We start from the raw sequence: 15754 nt of genomic DNA on the forward strand, positions 1-15754 counted from the left end.
CAGTAAACGCCCGGTAGGGTGGGCACCCCGTGCCCACGTGACGCCGGCAAAACGCAAACGTCACGCGTGGGCACGTTGTGCCCACCCTACATCGCGCGTTTCGGCTTTTGTACGGTGTAATTGCCCGCATCCTGCGGCGGCGGCACCAGCTTGACGATCGCCATCGTGCAGTTGCCGCCCTTGCCCTGAGAACGTTCGGCGGCCTTGTTGATGAGCATCTCGGAGGCCTGGCGCGGCGTCGCCCGCGCCGTGGCGGTGCCCAGTTCGGCGTCGGTGAAGAAGTGCCACAGCCCGTCCGAGGCGAGCAGGAACACGTCGCCCGCGGCCAGGCCCGTGTGGTGGCCGACGTTCACGTACGGGTCCTTGCGGCCGTTGCCCAGCACGTTGACCAGCAGCTTGGACTTGCGGTGATTCTTCGCCGCTTCAGGCGGCAGGCGGTCGCTCGACACCAGGTGCTCGACATAGCCGGCGTCGCTGGTGCGCGCCAGGCAGGCGCCGTCGCGGAAGTGGTAGAGGCGCGAGTCGCCCACGTGCGCCCACACCGCCTCGCCATGCGGCGACAGCAGCAGGCCGACGAAGCTGGCATACGCTTCGGACTGGGTGGTGACGGCGTTCATCTTGATCACCAGGTGGGTCTCGTGCACGATATCGCGCAGCAGCTGTTCCAGGCGTTCCACGCTAGGGGCGTCGGCGGGCTTGAACACGTCGAACACCTGCTTGGCCGTGTGCAGCACCTGCTCCGATGCCGCGGCGCCGGCGATGCCGTCGGACAGGATCGCCAGCACGTATCCGGGAGCGCGCGCGCCCGACATCAGGGCGACGCGATCGTTCTGTTGCGGGCGGTTGCCGATGTGCTGCGCGGTTCCCGCTTCTAACTTGTAAAGACTCATAAACGTGGCTTTCCGATGCCCGCGTGCCGAACTTTGTTGGCGGCAACCTCGGCGTAGATTAAACTATGCACTGGTTTGCACTGCAGTGGCAAGCCGTAACGATGAATCGCATCCTCCCACCCCAGCCTCAGCCTTAAAGTTCGGAAAAGCCCAACATGATCGACGTCCAGGAGATTCAGCGCCGTATTATTGAACTCGACGTGGAACACCGCGACCTCGACGCCGTCATCGACATGCTCACCCGTGACGGCCATTCCGACCAGTTACAATTACGCCGCCTGAAGAAGCGCAAGCTGCAGCTGAAGGACCACATCACTTTGTTGAAAATGCAGTTGGTGCCGGACGTACCGGCGTAAGCTATCAGCTTTCCACCCGGCCGGCGCGGGCGTGGCCGGCGTGACCGGTCCGTTCCCATGCCAGGGCGCCAGCCCTGCCTCCAAGAATTCCAGAAGCCACGACCTTGACCGATCACCTGCCCATGCCCGGCCCCGACGCCGAAGCCATCCCTTCCGACACCGGCGCGCCCGCGTCCGCCGAGCCTTCCGAGTCCGGCGCGTCCGCCGCACCCGGTAAATACGATGCCGAGGTCGACCGCATCTTCGGCGCCGGCGGCCCGCTCGCGCCGGCCGTCGGCAGCTTCAAGCCGCGCCAGTCGCAGACCGAGATGGCGAAGGCGATCGCCGACGCGATCGGCAAGCAGGGCACGCTCATCGCCGAGGCCGGCACGGGAACGGGCAAGACCTTCGCCTACCTGGTACCGGCGCTGCTGTGGGGCGGCAAGACCATCATCTCGACCGGCACCAAGAACCTGCAGGATCAGCTGTTCTCGCGCGACATCCCGAACGTGCGCGCGGCCCTGCGCGCGCCGGTCTCGGTGGCCCTGCTGAAAGGCCGCGCCAACTACGTCTGCCACTACAACCTCGAGCGCACGCTGCAGAACGGACGCCTGACCTCGCGCGACGACGTCGGCCACCTGCGCGAAATCTCGCGCTTCATCAAGATGAGCAGTTCGGGCGACAAGTCGGAACTCGCGAAAGTTCCCGAAACCGCATCGATCTGGAACCTCGTCACCTCGACGCGCGAAAACTGCGTCGGCCAGGAATGCCAGTACTACCAGGACTGCTTCGTGATGAAGGCGCGCCGCGAAGCCCAGCAGGCCGACGTGGTCGTGGTCAACCACCACCTGTTCTTCGCCGACGTCGCCCTGAAGGAGGGCGGCATGGCCGAGCTGCTGCCGTCCGCCAATACCATCGTGTTCGACGAGGCGCACCAGCTGCCGGAAGTCGCGACCTTGTTCTTCGGCACCACGGTCTCGACCTCGCAGGTGCTGGAACTGTGCCGCGACGTGCTGGCCGAGGGCCTGGCGCACGCGCGCGGCGGTCCGGACTGGGCCAAGGTGGTGATGGTGGTCGAGAAGGCGGCGCGCGACCTGCGCCTGACCTTCCCGGAAGGCGGCACCCGCCTGTCCTTGCCGCAGATCCCGCCGAGCTCGGAATTCTTCCCGGCCTTGGAAAAGCTGAAGGAAGAGCTGGAGGGCATGGTCGACGTGCTCGAGGAAAACGCCGAGCGTGCCGAGACCCTGGAGCAGTGCCGCGTGCGCGCGGTGGAACTGCTGGAAAACTTCAAGGACTGGAAGCCGGCCCCGGTCAAGAAAGATCCCAAGGAAAAGGATTACAGCGAATTCGGCGGCGCCGACGCCGTGCTGTGGGTCGAGGCCTTCTCCTCCTCGCTGCAGCTGCACAAGACGCCGCTGTCGATCGCGCCGATCTTCGCGGGCCAGCGCGCCGGCACGCCGCGCAGCTGGATCTTCACCTCGGCCACCTTGGCGGTGAAGAGCGACTTCAAGCACTTCACCTCGCAGATGGGCATGACCGGCGAGCCGGCGCGCACCTGGCCCAGCCCCTTCAATTACCAGGAGCAGGGCATCCTGTACGTGCCGACCGGCCTGCCGGAACCGAACACGATGGGCTATACCGACGCCGTGGTCGACATGGCGCTGCCCGTCATCGAAGCCGCCGGCGGCCGTTGCTTCTTCCTGTGCACGACGATCCGCGCCGTGAACCGCGTGGCCGAGCGCCTGCGCGAGGAGTTCGCCGCGCGCGGCCTGGAGTTCCCCCTGTTCGTGCAGGGCGAGCGCGGACGCACCGAGCTGCTGGATTCCTTCCGCAACGCCGGCAACGCGGTACTGGTCGGCAGCCAGAGCTTCTGGGAAGGCGTGGACGTGCGCGGCGAGGCGCTGTCATTGGTCATCATCGACAAGCTGCCGTTCGCCCCGCCGGACGATCCGGTGCTGGCGGCACGCATCGAGGTCATGGAAAAGAAGGGCATGAACGGCTTCGTGCACCATACCCTGCCGGAAGCGATCATCAACCTGAAGCAGGGCGCCGGACGCCTGATCCGCGACGTCGACGACCGCGGCGTGCTGATGCTGTGCGATCCGCGCGTGATCAGCAAGCCCTATGGCCGCCGCGTCTGGCAAAGCCTGCCGCCGTTCCGGCGCACGCGGGTGCAGGCCGAGGTGATCGACTTCTTCAAACAGCCGAAACCGGACGCGTAATGTGTAGGGTGGGGTTTTGAGGCCGGGGGCCTCAAAACGGACGTGCCCACGCGTGACGCGTGCGGGCCCGGATCAGAACAAAGAGCCCGTTTCCGGCACCACGACTTTCTTCGCTTTCGGCGCCGCCGGCGCCGCCCATGCCTTCATCCGCCCGGCCGGATAATGCCGCAGGAAGCTGCGCGCCAGCTCCGGATCGCGGCAGCTTAGCCAGGCGTCGACATCGCCAGGGGGCAGCACCACCAACGAGCGCTTCTCGTCGCCCGGCTTGTGGAAGCGCTTCATCAGCGGATGCTCGTCGGCGTTGATGGTGATCTGGGTAAACGAGGTCGCCACAGCACCGTCGGCTTCGCGCCACTCGCGCCACAATCCCGCCACGAAGAACGGTGCATCGTCGTCCATGCCGATGCCGAAGCGCTCGGCTTTCCCGCTTTCGTAATTCGGCTCGAAGAAGCAGTTCATCGGCACCGCGCACAGTTGCGTGCGGTGCCAGGCCGGGGCGAACGAGCGCCGCTCGCCGATCGATTCGGCGCGCGCGTTCATCGTATCGAAGACTTTCACGCCGGCCGGGATGTGGCGGCGCGGGACCATGCCATAGCTGGCCAGGCTCAGCATGCGCCGCTTGTGCGCGTCCGCCCGCACGATCGGCGCCAGGTAGTCCTTCCAGGTCTCGGTCGGCCAGTCCCAGTCGCGATAAAGGTCCACCAGGGTGCCGAGCACCATGTCCAGCTGTTCGGGAAGGGGAGGGCGGTAATTGACGCACATGGCGCCATCATAGCAGGCCGCGTGGGCAGCGGAAGTGCGTCACATGCGCGGGATGACGCGGCTGATGATGGAAGGGAAAAGCTCCGGCCAGGGCGTGTCCTCGTTCCAGGCGCCGGCGGCGTCGCCGCGATCACCGTCGGCGGCCCCGGCGCCGTGTTCTGGATGTGGGCGGCCGCCTTCCCGGGCGCCAGCTCTTCAGCTCGGCCTTCGGCGCGATGCTCGGCATGGCGCCGGCCGACTGAGCGGATTCAGGGCTTGAGGGAGCGGACCTGGGCCAGCACCTCGTCCGCGCGGCCTTCGCCCACCAGTTCCGCCGGCGTCCTGCCATCGAGCGCGGGAAGCGGGGCTTCCATCCAGGCGCCGGCCGCATCGTCGGAACCCAGCACCGCGCGCACCGCGTGCATGACGGTGTAATAGGCCTGGGCCTTGCGCGACTGCTGTTCGAAGCGGGCGCGCAGCGCGGCCAGGCCGTCCGGGTTCAGTTGTTCGTCCTGGCTCATGCCGCTTCTCCCGGTACGATCACGACCTTGCCGGTCACCTTGCGCTCGGCCATGTCATTCAGGGCCTGCGCCGTCTCGCTCAATGCATAGCGGCGCGACACCAGCGGGCGCAGTTTCCCCTCCGCCATCCAGCCCAGCATCTGGCGCATCGCCGCCAGGTTGGCCTGCGGCTCGCGGCGCACGAAGTCGCCCCAGAACACGCCGACCACCGAGGCGCCCTTCAGCAGCATGAGGTTCCACGGCAGCTTCGGGATCTCGCCGTTGGCGAAGCCCACCACCAGGTGGCGCCCGCGCCAGGCGATCGAGCGCAGTGCCGGTTCGCTGTAGGCGCCGCCCACCGGATCGTAGATCACGTCCGGGCCCTTGCCTCCGGTGGCCGCCTTGAGCGCCTCGCGCAGGTCTTCCTTCGTGTAGTCGATTAGAACGTCGGCGCCGTGCGCCTTGCACACGGCCAGTTTTTCGGGGCTGGAGGCGGCCGCGATCACGCGCGCGCCGAGCGCCTTGCCGATCTCGATCGCCGCCAGGCCGACCCCGCCCGCCGCACCCAGCACCAGCATGGTCTCGCCGGGCTGCAGGGCGCCGCGGTCGACGATCGCGTGGTGCGAGGTGCCGTAGGTCAGGGTGATGGCGGCCGCCACCCCGAAGTCCATCCCGGGCGGCATCGGCATCAGCATGTCGCTCGGCGCCAGGGCCTGCTCGGCGAAGGCGCCGGTGCGGATGAAGCCGATCACACGGTCGCCCGGCTTGTACGCGGAGACGCCATCGCCCACGGCACGCACGATGCCGGCGAATTCGTTACCCGGGGTGAAGGGCAGCTCGGGCCGCACCTGGTACTTGCCCTGGACGGTCAGCACGTCCGGGAAATTCACGCCGGCCGCCTTCACGTCGATCATCACCTGGCCCGCGCCGGGGACCGGGCTTGCCACGTCTTCCACCACCAGGCTGTCCGCTGGTCCCCATGCTTTGCATACGACGGCTTTCATGTTTTCTCCTGTTTTCGATGCTGGGTACAAAGTCTGGATTATGCCGCATGGCAGCTCGGCCGAGGCTGGCAAGGCGCTTGTGCTTCCACAACATGCGCCATGCATGGCTTGCTAGAGTCTGCAGGTCCGCTGCCGGTGGCAGTGATCCAACGTTGCCGGTCGCAACGACTGAGCGCTGCCGGTGGCAGCGGTGAAGGGGGGAGCAATGGCGATCCGTTACGGCTGTTTCTTCAGCTATGCCCATGGGCGGCATGAGCTCATGCAGCGCTTCAAGGCCACCCTGGCCGATGCCCTGCGCTGCTACCTGGAGCCGTACTTCGACAATGAAGACGAACTGTTCGTCGATACCGAACAGCTCGTCGGCGGTGACGACCTCGACCGCAAGATCGCGCGCGCGATGTGCGAGAGCGTCTGCATGATCCTGATCTACACGCCGAAGTACGAATCCCACGCCTACACGCGGCGCGAATACGCGGCCATGCGCCAGCTCGAGATCGAGCGCAGCCGGTGGTACGCGCTGCCCAGCCACCTGATCATCCCCGTGATCATGACCCAGCATCCGGAGCAGTTGCCGGAACAAATCACCGAATCCAGTTTCTACGTCGATTTCTCCCGCTTCACGATGGCGACCGGAGACCTGAAATCGAATCCCGATTTCCTGCCCGACATCGACAAGATGGTGCGACGCATCGTCACCCATTACCAGTGCCTGAAAAAATACACGCCGCCGGGGCATGACTGCAACCAATTCGTGCTCCCCGATGTCCCACCCCCGTGGCGCGAGATAACGGATACCACCTTCCCCAAAAAATGAGGAGCAATATGGATACCAACCGCATCACCGCTGCGCCGGCCCTTGCCGGCGAGGTGACGACGTTTTACGCGTACGATGGCGCGGGCGCGCGTAGTCGCGCGCTTGCTCATGCCGCATGGCTATTGTCTGGACGTACGCCAGGTAAAACCCCGGTGCTGATGATCGACTGGGACCTCGAAGGCCCCGGCCTGCACCATTATTTTTCCGGCGGCCAGCCGGATGGGGAGCGTCGGGGCGTGCTCGAACTGTTCGAAGACTGCCGCGAGCGCCTGCACGTGCTCGGACGCGCGCCGGCCGACGAAACCCGGGAACTGGCCGAGCGGGTGCTCGACGAGCTCGACTGGGAATGCTACATCGAGCGCGTCGACGACAGCCGCCCGCTGTACCTGATGCGCGCCGGCCGTTTCGACGACAGCTACGGCGAACGGGTCGACCGGCTCGACTGGGATGCGCTGTTCTGTGCCTGCCCGGCGCTGTTCCGCAGCTTCGCCGCGCACCTGACGCGGCGCTTCGCCCATGTGCTGGTCGACTGCCGCAGCGGCCGCTCGGCCGCCACCAGCGTCTGCACCGCGCTGCTGCCGGACAAGATGGTCGGCCTGTTCACGCCGGAACCGCGTAGCCTGGAAGGCTTGGACGGCGTCGTGCGGCGCGCGCTCGACTACCGCTGCAGCCACGAGGACGAGCAGCGGCCGCTGCTGGTCTATCCGCTGCCCAGCCCGCCGGACGGCGCGGCCGAGGCGCGCCTGGGCTGGCGCCGCGGCGATCCCCGCCACGGCCAGCCCGGTTACCAGGCGGCCCTTGAAAAGCTGCTGGGGGAGTGCTACGGCCTGGCCGGCGTGGCCCTCGACAGCTATCTCGACGAAGTCCAGTTGCCCCAGGCTGCCCTGGGCGAGGCGATGGCTCCCTGCACCCGCGGCGCCGAGCGCGACCGGCTGGGGCCGGTGCGCAGCGTCGAGACCCTGCTCGAGTGGATGGAACCGGGGCATTTCCCGTGGCGGCCGCTGGCCGAGGTGCGCCTGGTGCAGGCGGTCGCGGCGCTGCGCGAGCGCGCCGGCGATACCCAGGCGCCGCCGCTGGCGCGCGAGCTGGCGCGCCTGGGCCAGCTCTACCTGGGCCAGCAGGGCGACGAGCTGGAAGTCGCGCGCCGGCTGGAGCAGCACGTGATCGCCCTGGAAGAGGGATTGCATGCGATGGAGGAGGGCAGGCACACGGTTCGCAACTGAGGCAAGCGGGGCGGCCCCAGGGGGCGGGGTGTGGCGGATGCGCGACGGCAGCCCGCGCCGCCGCCGGTCGCGGACGGACACGGATCGTCCCGATGAGCAATAAATGTGCAGCCGAAGGCGTCGATCTGGCCGTTGCTTCAGGTAAAATCGCACGCATGCGAATCCTTATCAGTAACGACGACGGCTATCTCGCTCCTGGTATCCAGGCGCTGGCTGACGCGCTTGCCGCGGTCGCCGACATCGTGGTGGTCGCTCCCGACAGCAATCGCTCGGGCGCGTCCAACTCCTTGTCGCTGGACCGGCCGCTGTCGGTGTCGAAAGCTGCGAACGGTTTCTATTTCGTCAACGGCACCCCGACCGACTGCGTGCACATCGCCCTCACCGGGATGCTCGACACGCGTCCCGACCTGGTCGTGTCCGGAATCAACAATGGCCAGAACATGGGGGATGACACCCTGTACTCGGGCACCGTGGCGGCCGCGACCGAGGCTTACCTGTTCGGCATCCCGGCGATCGCCTTTTCCCAGGTCCGCTCCGGCTGGTCCGAGGTCGAGTCGGCCGCGCGCGTGGCCCGCGACATCGTGCTGCGCCGCTTCGAGGCGCTGGAGTCGCCGTTCCTGCTGAACGTGAATATCCCGAACCTGCCCTATGAACAGATGGGGCCGCTGACCGCGACCCGGCTGGGGCGCCGCCACCAGGCCGAGCCCGTGATCCGCGCCCAGGATCCGCGCGGCCGCGAGATCTTCTGGATCGGCGCGCCGGGCGCCTGCCGCGATGCCGGCGAGGGCACCGATTTCTACGCCACCAGCCAGGGGCGGGTGTCGATCACGCCGCTGCAGGTCGACCTGACCCACCGCGAACAGCTGGCCTCGCTGCGAGGGTGGCTGGAATGAGCGAAAAGCGCAGCAATTTCCCGTTGCCGCTGTCGTCCGTGACGGGCGGCAGCGTCCGAAAACCTGCTGCGCCGGCGCCGGTGGCGACCCCGCAGACCGCCACCCAAAACGCGCGCACCAGCCAGGCCCAGCAGCCTCCTGGCCCGCGTCCCGCCACCCCGGGCGCGCCCCAGCCGAGCCAGCCCCAGCAGACGCTGGCGCGCTCCGACCTGGCCGCCACCGAGGCGCCGCGGCGCGCGATGGCGGCCTACGTCGCCCGCCAAGGCGTCAAGGATCCGCAGGTGCTGGCCGCCCTGGAAACCGTGCCGCGCCATATGTTCATCGAGCCGGCCTTGTCGAGCCAGGCCTATGCCGACGTCTCCTTGCCGATCGGTCATAATCAAACGATTTCCCAGCCTTACATCGTGGCCCGCATGATCGAGCTGCTCAAGGGCAGCGGCCAGCCGCTGCGCCGCGTGCTCGAGATCGGCACCGGCTGCGGCTACCAGGCGACGGTGCTGTCCTGCATCGCCCAGGAAGTCTATTCGATCGAGCGCATCAAGCCGCTGCACGAGCTGGCCAAGGCCAATCTGCGGCCGTTGCGCATCCCTAATCTGCGCTTGCACTATGGAGATGGTATGCTAGGGCTGCCGCAGGTGGCTCCCTTCGATGGCATCGTCCTGGCGGCGGCCGGTCTCGAGGTGCCGCGCGCACTGCTCGAGCAGCTGGCCATTGGCGCCCGGCTGGTCGCGCCCGTCGGCGCCCAGGTCCAGCATCTGCAGCGCATCACCCGCACCGGCAAATCGGAATGGACCAGCGAGACGCTGGAAGCCTGCCATTTTGTCCCGCTGCGGCCAGGCATCGTCTGAGAATGCCAGAAAGTCGTAACAGAATTAGATGAGAATGAAACCAACACCCCGCTTAGCCCTGTTGACCTTCAGTATTGTGCTGAGCGCCTGCAGTACCGCAACCCGCCAGGCGCCCGTGATCGACCGTCCGGCCCCGGTGGCCGCCAACAAGATGCCGCGCCCCCAGCATCCCGCGACGCCGGCCCCGGCCTCCGAGGACAGCAAAGCCGACGCGCGCGGCACCTATACCGTGCGCAAGGGCGATACCCTGCTGCGGATCGCGCTGGACGTCGGCCAGAACTACCGCGACCTGGTGGCCTGGAACAACCTGGCCGATCCGGACGACATCAAGGTCGGCCAGGTACTGCGCGTGGCGCCGCCGGACCGTAACGGCAGCGCCGTTGCCGGCACCAATCCGATCGTCATGCCGGGCGCCGACAAGGCGGCTGCGCCGCCGAAGAAGACCATGCCGCGCGGCGACAAGAAGGCCTACACCGACGCGAACCTGGCCGATGCCCAGAAGGACGACAATCCGACCGTGAACCCGAAGGCGACCGAGCGCCCGGGCCTGGCCGCAGGCAGCACGGTCACCGCCAATGACGACGAGAAGCTGAGCTGGATGTGGCCGTCCGACGGCAGGATCATCGCCACCTTCGACGAAGGCAAGAACAAGGGCATCGATATCGCCGGCAAACTCGGCCAGCAAGTAATGGCCGCCGGTTCCGGTAAGGTAATGTACGCGGGCAGCGGCATCCGCGGATATGGTAATCTCGTGATTGTTAAGCACAGCAACAGCCTGCTGTCGGCATATGCGCACAACCGCGCGATCGTGGTCAAGGAAGGTCAGAGCGTGACCAAGGGCCAGGTGATCGCCGAGATGGGCGATTCCGATGCCGACACGGTCAAACTGCATTTCGAGATACGCCAGCAGGGCAAGCCGGTCGACCCGTCGAAGTTCCTGCCCAGTCGTTAGCGAGGACCAATGACGCTGCCGCCCGACCCGCTGGACCAGGAAACACCGGACGATGGGCCGGAAGAGGTGCCGGAGGAAGCGCTGGGCGACCGCGACTTCGGCACCGAGGGCGACGGGCGCGCGGAACTGCCGGTCGAAGGGCCGGCGCCGGCCGATACCGCGGACGAACTCAAGAGCGTCCTGCAGGCCGAGCTCTCCACCGACACCACCCAGCACTACCTGAACCGGATCGGCAGCAAGCCCCTGCTCGGCCACGAGCAGGAGGTGCATTACGCGACCTTGGCCAAGGCTGGAGATTTTGCCGCCCGGCAAAAAATGATCGAGCATAACCTGCGCCTGGTCGTCTCGATCGCCAAGCACTACATCAACCGCGGCGTGGTCCTGCTCGACCTGATCGAGGAGGGCAACATCGGCCTGATGCGGGCGATCGACAAGTTCGAGCCGGAGCGCGGTTTCCGCTTTTCCACCTACGCGACCTGGTGGATCCGCCAGAGCATCGAGCGCGCCATCATGAACCAGGCCCGCACGGTGCGCCTGCCGGTGCACATGGTGCGCGAGCTGAACCAGGTGCTGCGCGCCAAGTACCACCTCGAAGCCCAGCACCACGACGGCAAGGAAGCCACTGCCGAGGACATCGCCAGCCTGGTCGGGCGCCCGGTGGAAGAGGTGCAGGACATCCTGGCGCTGTCCGAGCACGCGACCTCGCTCGATGCCCCGCTCGACAACGACCCGCAGACCAGCCTGATGGACATGCTGCCGGACGAGGGCGACGTCAGCCCCGACATCCGCGCCGAGCACCACGAGATGACGCTGCTGGTGCGCGACTGGCTGCAGAAGCTGCCGGACAAGCAGCGCGTGGTCGTGATGCGCCGTTTCGGCCTCGACAACGACGACCCGGCGACCCTGGAGACCCTGGCAGAAGAGATGGGCGTGACGCGCGAGCGGGTGCGCCAGATCCAGCAGGAAGCCCTCGTCAAGCTGAAGCGGGCCATGGCTGCCCGTGGCGTCGTGCGCGATTCCTTGCTATGATGTTCGGCTGACCTGCCGTCGTTCCCGCGCAGGCGGGAACCCAAGTTTCCCGGAGCAGTACTAACTCTTCCCTCTGCTATGCGCCGAACTTGGGTCCCCGCCTTCGCGGGAACGACGTGTTTGCACACGTGTCCTAGTTCCCATCTTCCTTAGACCATGCAAGAAACCTTCATCAACATCAAATCCCTCGACATGGACGCGCGCGGCGTCGGCCACCTGGAAAACGAAGACGGCACGCCGGGCAAGGTGATCTTCGTCGAAGGCGCGCTGCCGGGAGAGCGGGTCAGCTTCGAAACCCTGCGCAAGAAGAAGAACTGGGAATCGGGCCGCATGCTCACCCTGCAGAAGGCCTCGTCGATGCGGGTCGAGCCGAAGTGCGAGCACTTCGGGCACTGCGGCGGCTGCTCGATGCAGCACCTGGAGCCGTCGGCCCAGGTCGCGATGAAGCAGCGCGTGCTGGAAGATAACCTCTGGCACATCGGCAAAACCAAGGCCGAGCACATCATGCGTCCGATGTACGGCCCGACCTGGGGCTACCGCTACCGCGCGCGCCTGTCGGTGCGCCATGTGCCCAAGAAGGGCGGCATGCTGGTCGGCTTCCACGAGCGCCATTCGTCCTACGTGGCCGACATGAGCAACTGTTATATCGTCCCGCCGCACGTGGCAAAGATGCTGGTGCCGCTGCGCGAGCTGGTCGCTGCGCTGTCGATCTACCAGCAGATGCCGCAGATCGAGCTGGCGGTGGGCGAGGAAAGCACCGTGCTGGTGCTGCGCATCATGGCGCCGCTGAGCGCCAACGACGAGAAGCTGGTCAAGGCCTTCGCCGACCAGTGGAATATCGAATGGTGGCTGCAGCCCAAGGGCCCGGACAGCGCCTATCCGTACTACCCGAATAAGAAAGAGCTGTACTACACGCTGCCGGAATTCGGCATCCGCATGCCGTTCAAGCCGACCGATTTCACCCAGGTGAACCACCAGATCAATCGCCTGCTGGTGCACAAGGCGCTCGGCCTGCTGCAGGTGGAACCGGGCGAGCGCGTGGCCGACCTGTTCTGCGGCCTCGGCAACTTCACGCTGCCGCTGGCGACCCAGGCGAGGGAGGTGGTCGGCATCGAGGGCAGCACCGCGCTGACCACCCGCGCGCTCGAAAACGCGCGCGCCAACGGCCTGGACGCCAAGACCAGCTTCTCGACGCGCAACCTGTTCGAAGTGAGCAAGGACGACCTGGTCGCGCTGGGCAAGTTCGACCGCATGCTGATCGACCCGCCGCGCGACGGCGCGGTGGCGCTGGCGGTCAGCCTGGCCGAGCTGCGCCTGACGCACCCGGAACTGATGCCGAAGCGGATCGTGTACGTGTCGTGCAGCCCGTCGACGCTGGCGCGCGACGCCGGCATCCTGACCCACCGCGCCGGCTACAAGATGAGCAAGGCGGGCGTGGCCAACATGTTCCCGCATACCTCGCACGTGGAATCGATCGGGGTGTTCGACCTGGTCGAGGATTTCGTGCCGCGCGAGTTCCAGGTGAGCGAGCAGCAGGCGCAGCCGCAGTCGCAGTCGCAGCAGGAAGCGTAACCGTAGGGTGGGGTGATTCAAGCCGGGGGCTTGATCACGTGCCCACCTCCCGGTCAATGCCTGGCGGTCACCGCCGCCAGAGCACTCGTAAGTTCCTCCGCATCCACCGGCTTGACGAAATAACGATCGAAGCCGGCCTCCTCGGCATCGATCCGGTCCGACTGCTGGCCGTAGCCGGAAATCGCCATCAGCACCGCGCCTCCGGTGCCCGGCAGCTTGCGCAGGCGGCGCGCCAGTTCCACGCCGCTCATGCCGGGCAGCCCGATGTCGAGCAAGAACACATCGAAGCGTTCGGAGGCGGCGCGCGCCAGCGCGTCGACCGGGTCGTGCACCACCGCCACCGCGTGGCCGCTGGCCTCGAGCAGCAGGCCCAGGGTCATGGCGGCATCCTCGTTGTCGTCCACCAGCAGCAGCTTCAGGCCCTGCGCAGCCTCGGCGACGGCGGCGGGTGGCGCCTCCGGTGCGCCGGCGGCCGGCGCCAGCGCCTGCAGGCGCGGCAGCCGCACCGTGAACTCGGTGCCCATGTTGCGTCCGTCGCTGGCGGCCGTCACCATCCCGCCGTGCAGTTCGACCAGGCTCTTCACCAGGGCCAGCCCCAGGCCCAGGCCGCCCTGCGATCGGTCCGGGGTGCGCTCGGCCTGCGAGAACAGGTCGAACACGGTCGGCAGCAGGTCGGCGGGAATGCCGATGCCGTCGTCCTTCACGCTGACCAGCAGGTGATCGGCGGTGGCGCCCATCCACACGGCCAGCTTGCCGCCTTCCGGGGTGTACTTGGCGGCGTTGTTGAGCAGGTTGGCCAGCACCTGCACCAGGCGCTTGTAGTCGCCTTCGACGATCGCCGGGCCGGTCTCCGGCGCCAGCTCGAGGGCCAGCTGGTGGCGGCGCGACTCGATCAGCGGGCGCACCTGCTCGACCGCGTCGTCGAGCACGCGCCGCAGGTCGACCTCGTCGCGCGCCAGCACCACCAGGCCGCGGGTCACGCGCGAGACGTCCAGCAGGTCGTCGATCAGGCCGGTCATGTGCGCCACCTGGCGCGCGATGATGGCGCTGGTGCGTTGCACGCGGCCGCTGTCGGGCGGACCCATGTTCAGCAGCTGGGCGGCGGCCGAGATCGGCGCCAGCGGATTGCGCAGCTCGTGCGCCAGCATTGCCAGGAACTCGTCCTTGCGGCGGTCGGCCAGGCGCAGCGCTTCCTCGGCGCGCACGCGCTCCAGCGCGCTCCAGGAGCGCTCGGCCACGTCCTCGATCAGGCGCACGATGTCGGCACTCCAGACCCGCGGCAGGTTGTCGTTGATGAACAGGCAGGTGGTCAGGGCGCCGTTGTGGTGCACCGGCACCACCACGCAGGAACGGACCTGCAGCGCGGCGAAGGTCGGCCAGGTGTCCGGGCCGCCGGTGCGCGGGTCGCGCTGGACGTCGCTCGCCACGCAGCTGGCGCCCTGGGCCAGCGCCACGAAGTTGGGGGCGCCGAACAGGGCGGCCGGGAAGGTGCCGTTCAACTCCGTCACCATGCCGTCGGTGTAGTTCGAATGGAAGGTGACCAGCTGGCGGTCGGCGTCGTAGTCGCCGTACAGCACCCGGCTGACTTGCAGGAAGCGGCCCAGCATGGCGCTGGTCTGGACGAAGATCTGGGCCGGGTCGTCGAGGCGGCGCAGCAGGTCGGCCAGCTCGAGGCGGAATTCGTTCATGTCGAGCAGCGTGGTCTGGCGCGCCACGGCGTTGCGCAGGGCCTGCTCGGCCGTGATGCGGTCCAGCGCCTCCCAGCTGCGCTCGGCGATGTCGGCGGCCAGCTTGCATTCTTCCTCGTCCCAGCCGCGCGGGCTGGCGGCGTAACCGACCAGGGCCGCCTGCAGCTGGCCGCGGCGCAGGCGCGGCAGCGCCAGGATCGCGCGCGCGCCGGCCGCCGCGTAGCGTTCGCCGCGCTCGGGCAGGCGCGCGTCGCTGGTGGTGTCGCGGATCGCCAGCGGTGCCCCGGTGCGCAGCAGGGACAGCGCCGCCGGACCGAAATCCTTGATGCGCGCGCGCCGCCCGGCCAGCGCGGAGCTGCCGTCGCGCGCCCAGTCGTGCACGACCTCGAAGCCGGCCCCGGTGCCGTCGCCCTCGACGTAGCAGGCGTGGTCGAGCTCGAGGTGCTTGCCGAGCATCGCGCAGGCGCACTCGACGATGTCGGCTGGGTGGTGCAGGCGGCGCAGGCTGTCGACCACCTGCAGCTGCACCGCGTGGCGGCGTTCCAGCTGCACGCGCGGGGTGGTCTCGCTGATCACGCACAGGAAGCCGCGCACCGCGCCGCTGCCGTCGCGCACGGGCGAGTAGGCGAGCGTGAACCAGCCATGGTAGGGCTTGCCGGCGCGCCGGATCGTGCGCGGAACGTCTTCGCCGTAGGTGGAGTGGCCGCCCAGGGCGCGCTCGGCCAGGGCCTTGGTGCCAGGCCACTGGTCAGGCCAGACCTCGGTCAGCGAGGAGCCGAGCGAGGACGGATGGCGGCCGTCGAGCAGGGAGATGTAGGCGGCGTTGTACAGCAGGATCAGCCGCGGCCCCCATGCGATGTACATCGGGAATTCCGACTCGAGGATCAGGCTGACGGCGTTGCGCAGCGCTGGATCCCATTGGTCGGGCGGGCCGAGCGGCGAGCCCGACCAGTCATGGAGGTGGTATCCGGCGCGCACGGCGCCGGAAGTGTCGAGGAGATGAAAGTCGCGCGTAGCCGCTTCCATGCTGATCGCCTTCGAGT

At 67.6% G+C, this 15754-nt stretch carries 14 protein-coding genes; 9 read left to right on the plus strand and 5 right to left on the minus strand.

Annotated features, from left to right (window positions below; all coding sequences use genetic code 11):
• Positions 1-86 precede the first annotated feature (86 nt).
• Positions 87-890 carry a PP2C family protein-serine/threonine phosphatase gene (locus ACI48D_RS01575; protein WP_435569458.1) on the minus strand — a complete coding sequence of 268 codons (804 nt, stop codon included), beginning with the start codon at positions 888-890 and terminating at the stop codon, positions 87-89.
• A 155-nt stretch (positions 891-1045) separates the two neighbouring features.
• Between ACI48D_RS01575 and ACI48D_RS01580 the strand changes: the two genes are divergently transcribed.
• Both ACI48D_RS01580 and ACI48D_RS01585 read left to right on the plus strand, forming a co-directional pair.
• Entirely contained in the window at positions 1046-1246 is a 201-nt protein-coding gene (locus tag ACI48D_RS01580) for a YdcH family protein (protein ID WP_258847070.1), read from the plus strand.
• A gap of 122 nt (positions 1247-1368) precedes the next feature.
• Positions 1369-3447: an ATP-dependent DNA helicase gene (locus ACI48D_RS01585; protein ID WP_435569628.1), complete on the plus strand. Its 2079-nt coding sequence runs from the start codon at positions 1369-1371 to the stop codon at positions 3445-3447.
• 72 nt (positions 3448-3519) lie between these two features.
• Here the strand turns inward: ACI48D_RS01585 and ACI48D_RS01590 are convergent, their stop codons facing one another.
• The 3 genes from ACI48D_RS01590 to ACI48D_RS01600 all read right to left on the minus strand — a co-directional run bounded on the left by ACI48D_RS01590 (position 3520) and on the right by ACI48D_RS01600 (position 5692).
• Complete coding sequence (locus ACI48D_RS01590; protein WP_435569459.1) at positions 3520-4209, minus strand: SOS response-associated peptidase; 690 nt, start codon at positions 4207-4209, stop codon at positions 3520-3522.
• Positions 4210-4457: 248 nt separating this feature from the next.
• Complete coding sequence (locus ACI48D_RS01595; protein ID WP_435569460.1) at positions 4458-4709, minus strand: MbcA/ParS/Xre antitoxin family protein; 252 nt, start codon at positions 4707-4709, stop codon at positions 4458-4460.
• Positions 4706-5692 carry an NADPH:quinone oxidoreductase family protein gene (locus ACI48D_RS01600; protein ID WP_435569461.1) on the minus strand — a complete coding sequence of 329 codons (987 nt, stop codon included), beginning with the start codon at positions 5690-5692 and terminating at the stop codon, positions 4706-4708. The genes ACI48D_RS01595 and ACI48D_RS01600 overlap by 4 nt, the downstream gene beginning before the upstream one ends.
• Before the next feature lie 205 nt (positions 5693-5897).
• On the opposite strand from ACI48D_RS01600, the gene ACI48D_RS01605 reads away from it, so the two are divergent.
• The 7 genes from ACI48D_RS01605 to rlmD all read left to right on the plus strand — a co-directional run bounded on the left by ACI48D_RS01605 (position 5898) and on the right by rlmD (position 13023).
• Positions 5898-6506 (plus strand): toll/interleukin-1 receptor domain-containing protein, encoded by a 609-nt coding sequence (locus ACI48D_RS01605; RefSeq protein WP_435569462.1) that lies wholly within the window; start codon positions 5898-5900, stop codon positions 6504-6506.
• 8 nt (positions 6507-6514) lie between these two features.
• On the plus strand, positions 6515-7729 hold the full coding sequence (locus ACI48D_RS01610; protein WP_435569463.1) for a hypothetical protein: 1215 nt from the start codon (positions 6515-6517) through the stop codon (positions 7727-7729).
• 155 nt (positions 7730-7884) lie between these two features.
• Positions 7885-8622: a 5'/3'-nucleotidase SurE gene (gene surE / locus ACI48D_RS01615; protein ID WP_435569464.1), complete on the plus strand. Its 738-nt coding sequence runs from the start codon at positions 7885-7887 to the stop codon at positions 8620-8622.
• Entirely contained in the window at positions 8619-9470 is an 852-nt protein-coding gene (locus ACI48D_RS01620) for a protein-L-isoaspartate(D-aspartate) O-methyltransferase (protein ID WP_435569465.1), read from the plus strand. The genes surE and ACI48D_RS01620 overlap by 4 nt, the downstream gene beginning before the upstream one ends.
• 34 nt (positions 9471-9504) lie before the next feature.
• Complete coding sequence (locus ACI48D_RS01625; RefSeq protein WP_435569466.1) at positions 9505-10422, plus strand: peptidoglycan DD-metalloendopeptidase family protein; 918 nt, start codon at positions 9505-9507, stop codon at positions 10420-10422.
• Between the two features lie 9 nt (positions 10423-10431).
• A complete protein-coding gene (gene rpoS / locus ACI48D_RS01630; protein ID WP_435569467.1) occupies positions 10432-11451 on the plus strand; it encodes an RNA polymerase sigma factor RpoS in 1020 nt (339 codons plus the stop codon).
• 156 nt (positions 11452-11607) lie between these two features.
• Complete coding sequence (gene rlmD, locus ACI48D_RS01635) at positions 11608-13023, plus strand: 23S rRNA (uracil(1939)-C(5))-methyltransferase RlmD (RefSeq protein WP_435569468.1); 1416 nt, start codon at positions 11608-11610, stop codon at positions 13021-13023.
• Between the two features lie 53 nt (positions 13024-13076).
• Here the strand turns inward: rlmD and ACI48D_RS01640 are convergent, their stop codons facing one another.
• The gene (locus tag ACI48D_RS01640; protein ID WP_435569469.1) at positions 13077-15737 is read right to left on the minus strand and encodes an ATP-binding protein; all 2661 of its coding nucleotides are present in this window, start codon (positions 15735-15737) and stop codon (positions 13077-13079) included.
• Positions 15738-15754: the final 17 nt, after the last annotated feature.

This window comes from Massilia sp. LXY-6, assembly GCF_051233485.1.
In the GTDB taxonomy this organism is placed as follows: Bacteria; Pseudomonadota; Gammaproteobacteria; order Burkholderiales; family Burkholderiaceae_D; genus Telluria.

Excerpts from the sequence above, each read along its gene's own strand:
- ACI48D_RS01640 (WP_435569469.1), bottom strand. The coding sequence starts at position 15,737 with ATGGAAGCGGCTACGCGCGACTTTCATCTCCTCGACACTTCCGGCGCC.
- ACI48D_RS01605 (WP_435569462.1), top strand. The coding sequence starts at position 5,898 with ATGGCGATCCGTTACGGCTGTTTCTTCAGCTATGCCCATGGGCGGCAT.
- ACI48D_RS01590 (WP_435569459.1), bottom strand. The coding sequence starts at position 4,209 with ATGTGCGTCAATTACCGCCCTCCCCTTCCCGAACAGCTGGACATGGTG.
- ACI48D_RS01610 (WP_435569463.1), top strand. The coding sequence starts at position 6,515 with ATGGATACCAACCGCATCACCGCTGCGCCGGCCCTTGCCGGCGAGGTG.
- ACI48D_RS01580 (WP_258847070.1), top strand. The coding sequence starts at position 1,046 with ATGATCGACGTCCAGGAGATTCAGCGCCGTATTATTGAACTCGACGTG.
- rpoS (WP_435569467.1), top strand. The coding sequence starts at position 10,432 with ATGACGCTGCCGCCCGACCCGCTGGACCAGGAAACACCGGACGATGGG.
- rlmD (WP_435569468.1), top strand. The coding sequence starts at position 11,608 with ATGCAAGAAACCTTCATCAACATCAAATCCCTCGACATGGACGCGCGC.
- ACI48D_RS01585 (WP_435569628.1), top strand. The coding sequence starts at position 1,369 with ATGCCCGGCCCCGACGCCGAAGCCATCCCTTCCGACACCGGCGCGCCC.
- surE (WP_435569464.1), top strand. The coding sequence starts at position 7,885 with ATGCGAATCCTTATCAGTAACGACGACGGCTATCTCGCTCCTGGTATC.
- ACI48D_RS01595 (WP_435569460.1), bottom strand. The coding sequence starts at position 4,709 with ATGAGCCAGGACGAACAACTGAACCCGGACGGCCTGGCCGCGCTGCGC.
- ACI48D_RS01600 (WP_435569461.1), bottom strand. The coding sequence starts at position 5,692 with ATGAAAGCCGTCGTATGCAAAGCATGGGGACCAGCGGACAGCCTGGTG.
- ACI48D_RS01625 (WP_435569466.1), top strand. The coding sequence starts at position 9,505 with ATGAAACCAACACCCCGCTTAGCCCTGTTGACCTTCAGTATTGTGCTG.
- ACI48D_RS01575 (WP_435569458.1), bottom strand. The coding sequence starts at position 890 with ATGAGTCTTTACAAGTTAGAAGCGGGAACCGCGCAGCACATCGGCAAC.
- ACI48D_RS01620 (WP_435569465.1), top strand. The coding sequence starts at position 8,619 with ATGAGCGAAAAGCGCAGCAATTTCCCGTTGCCGCTGTCGTCCGTGACG.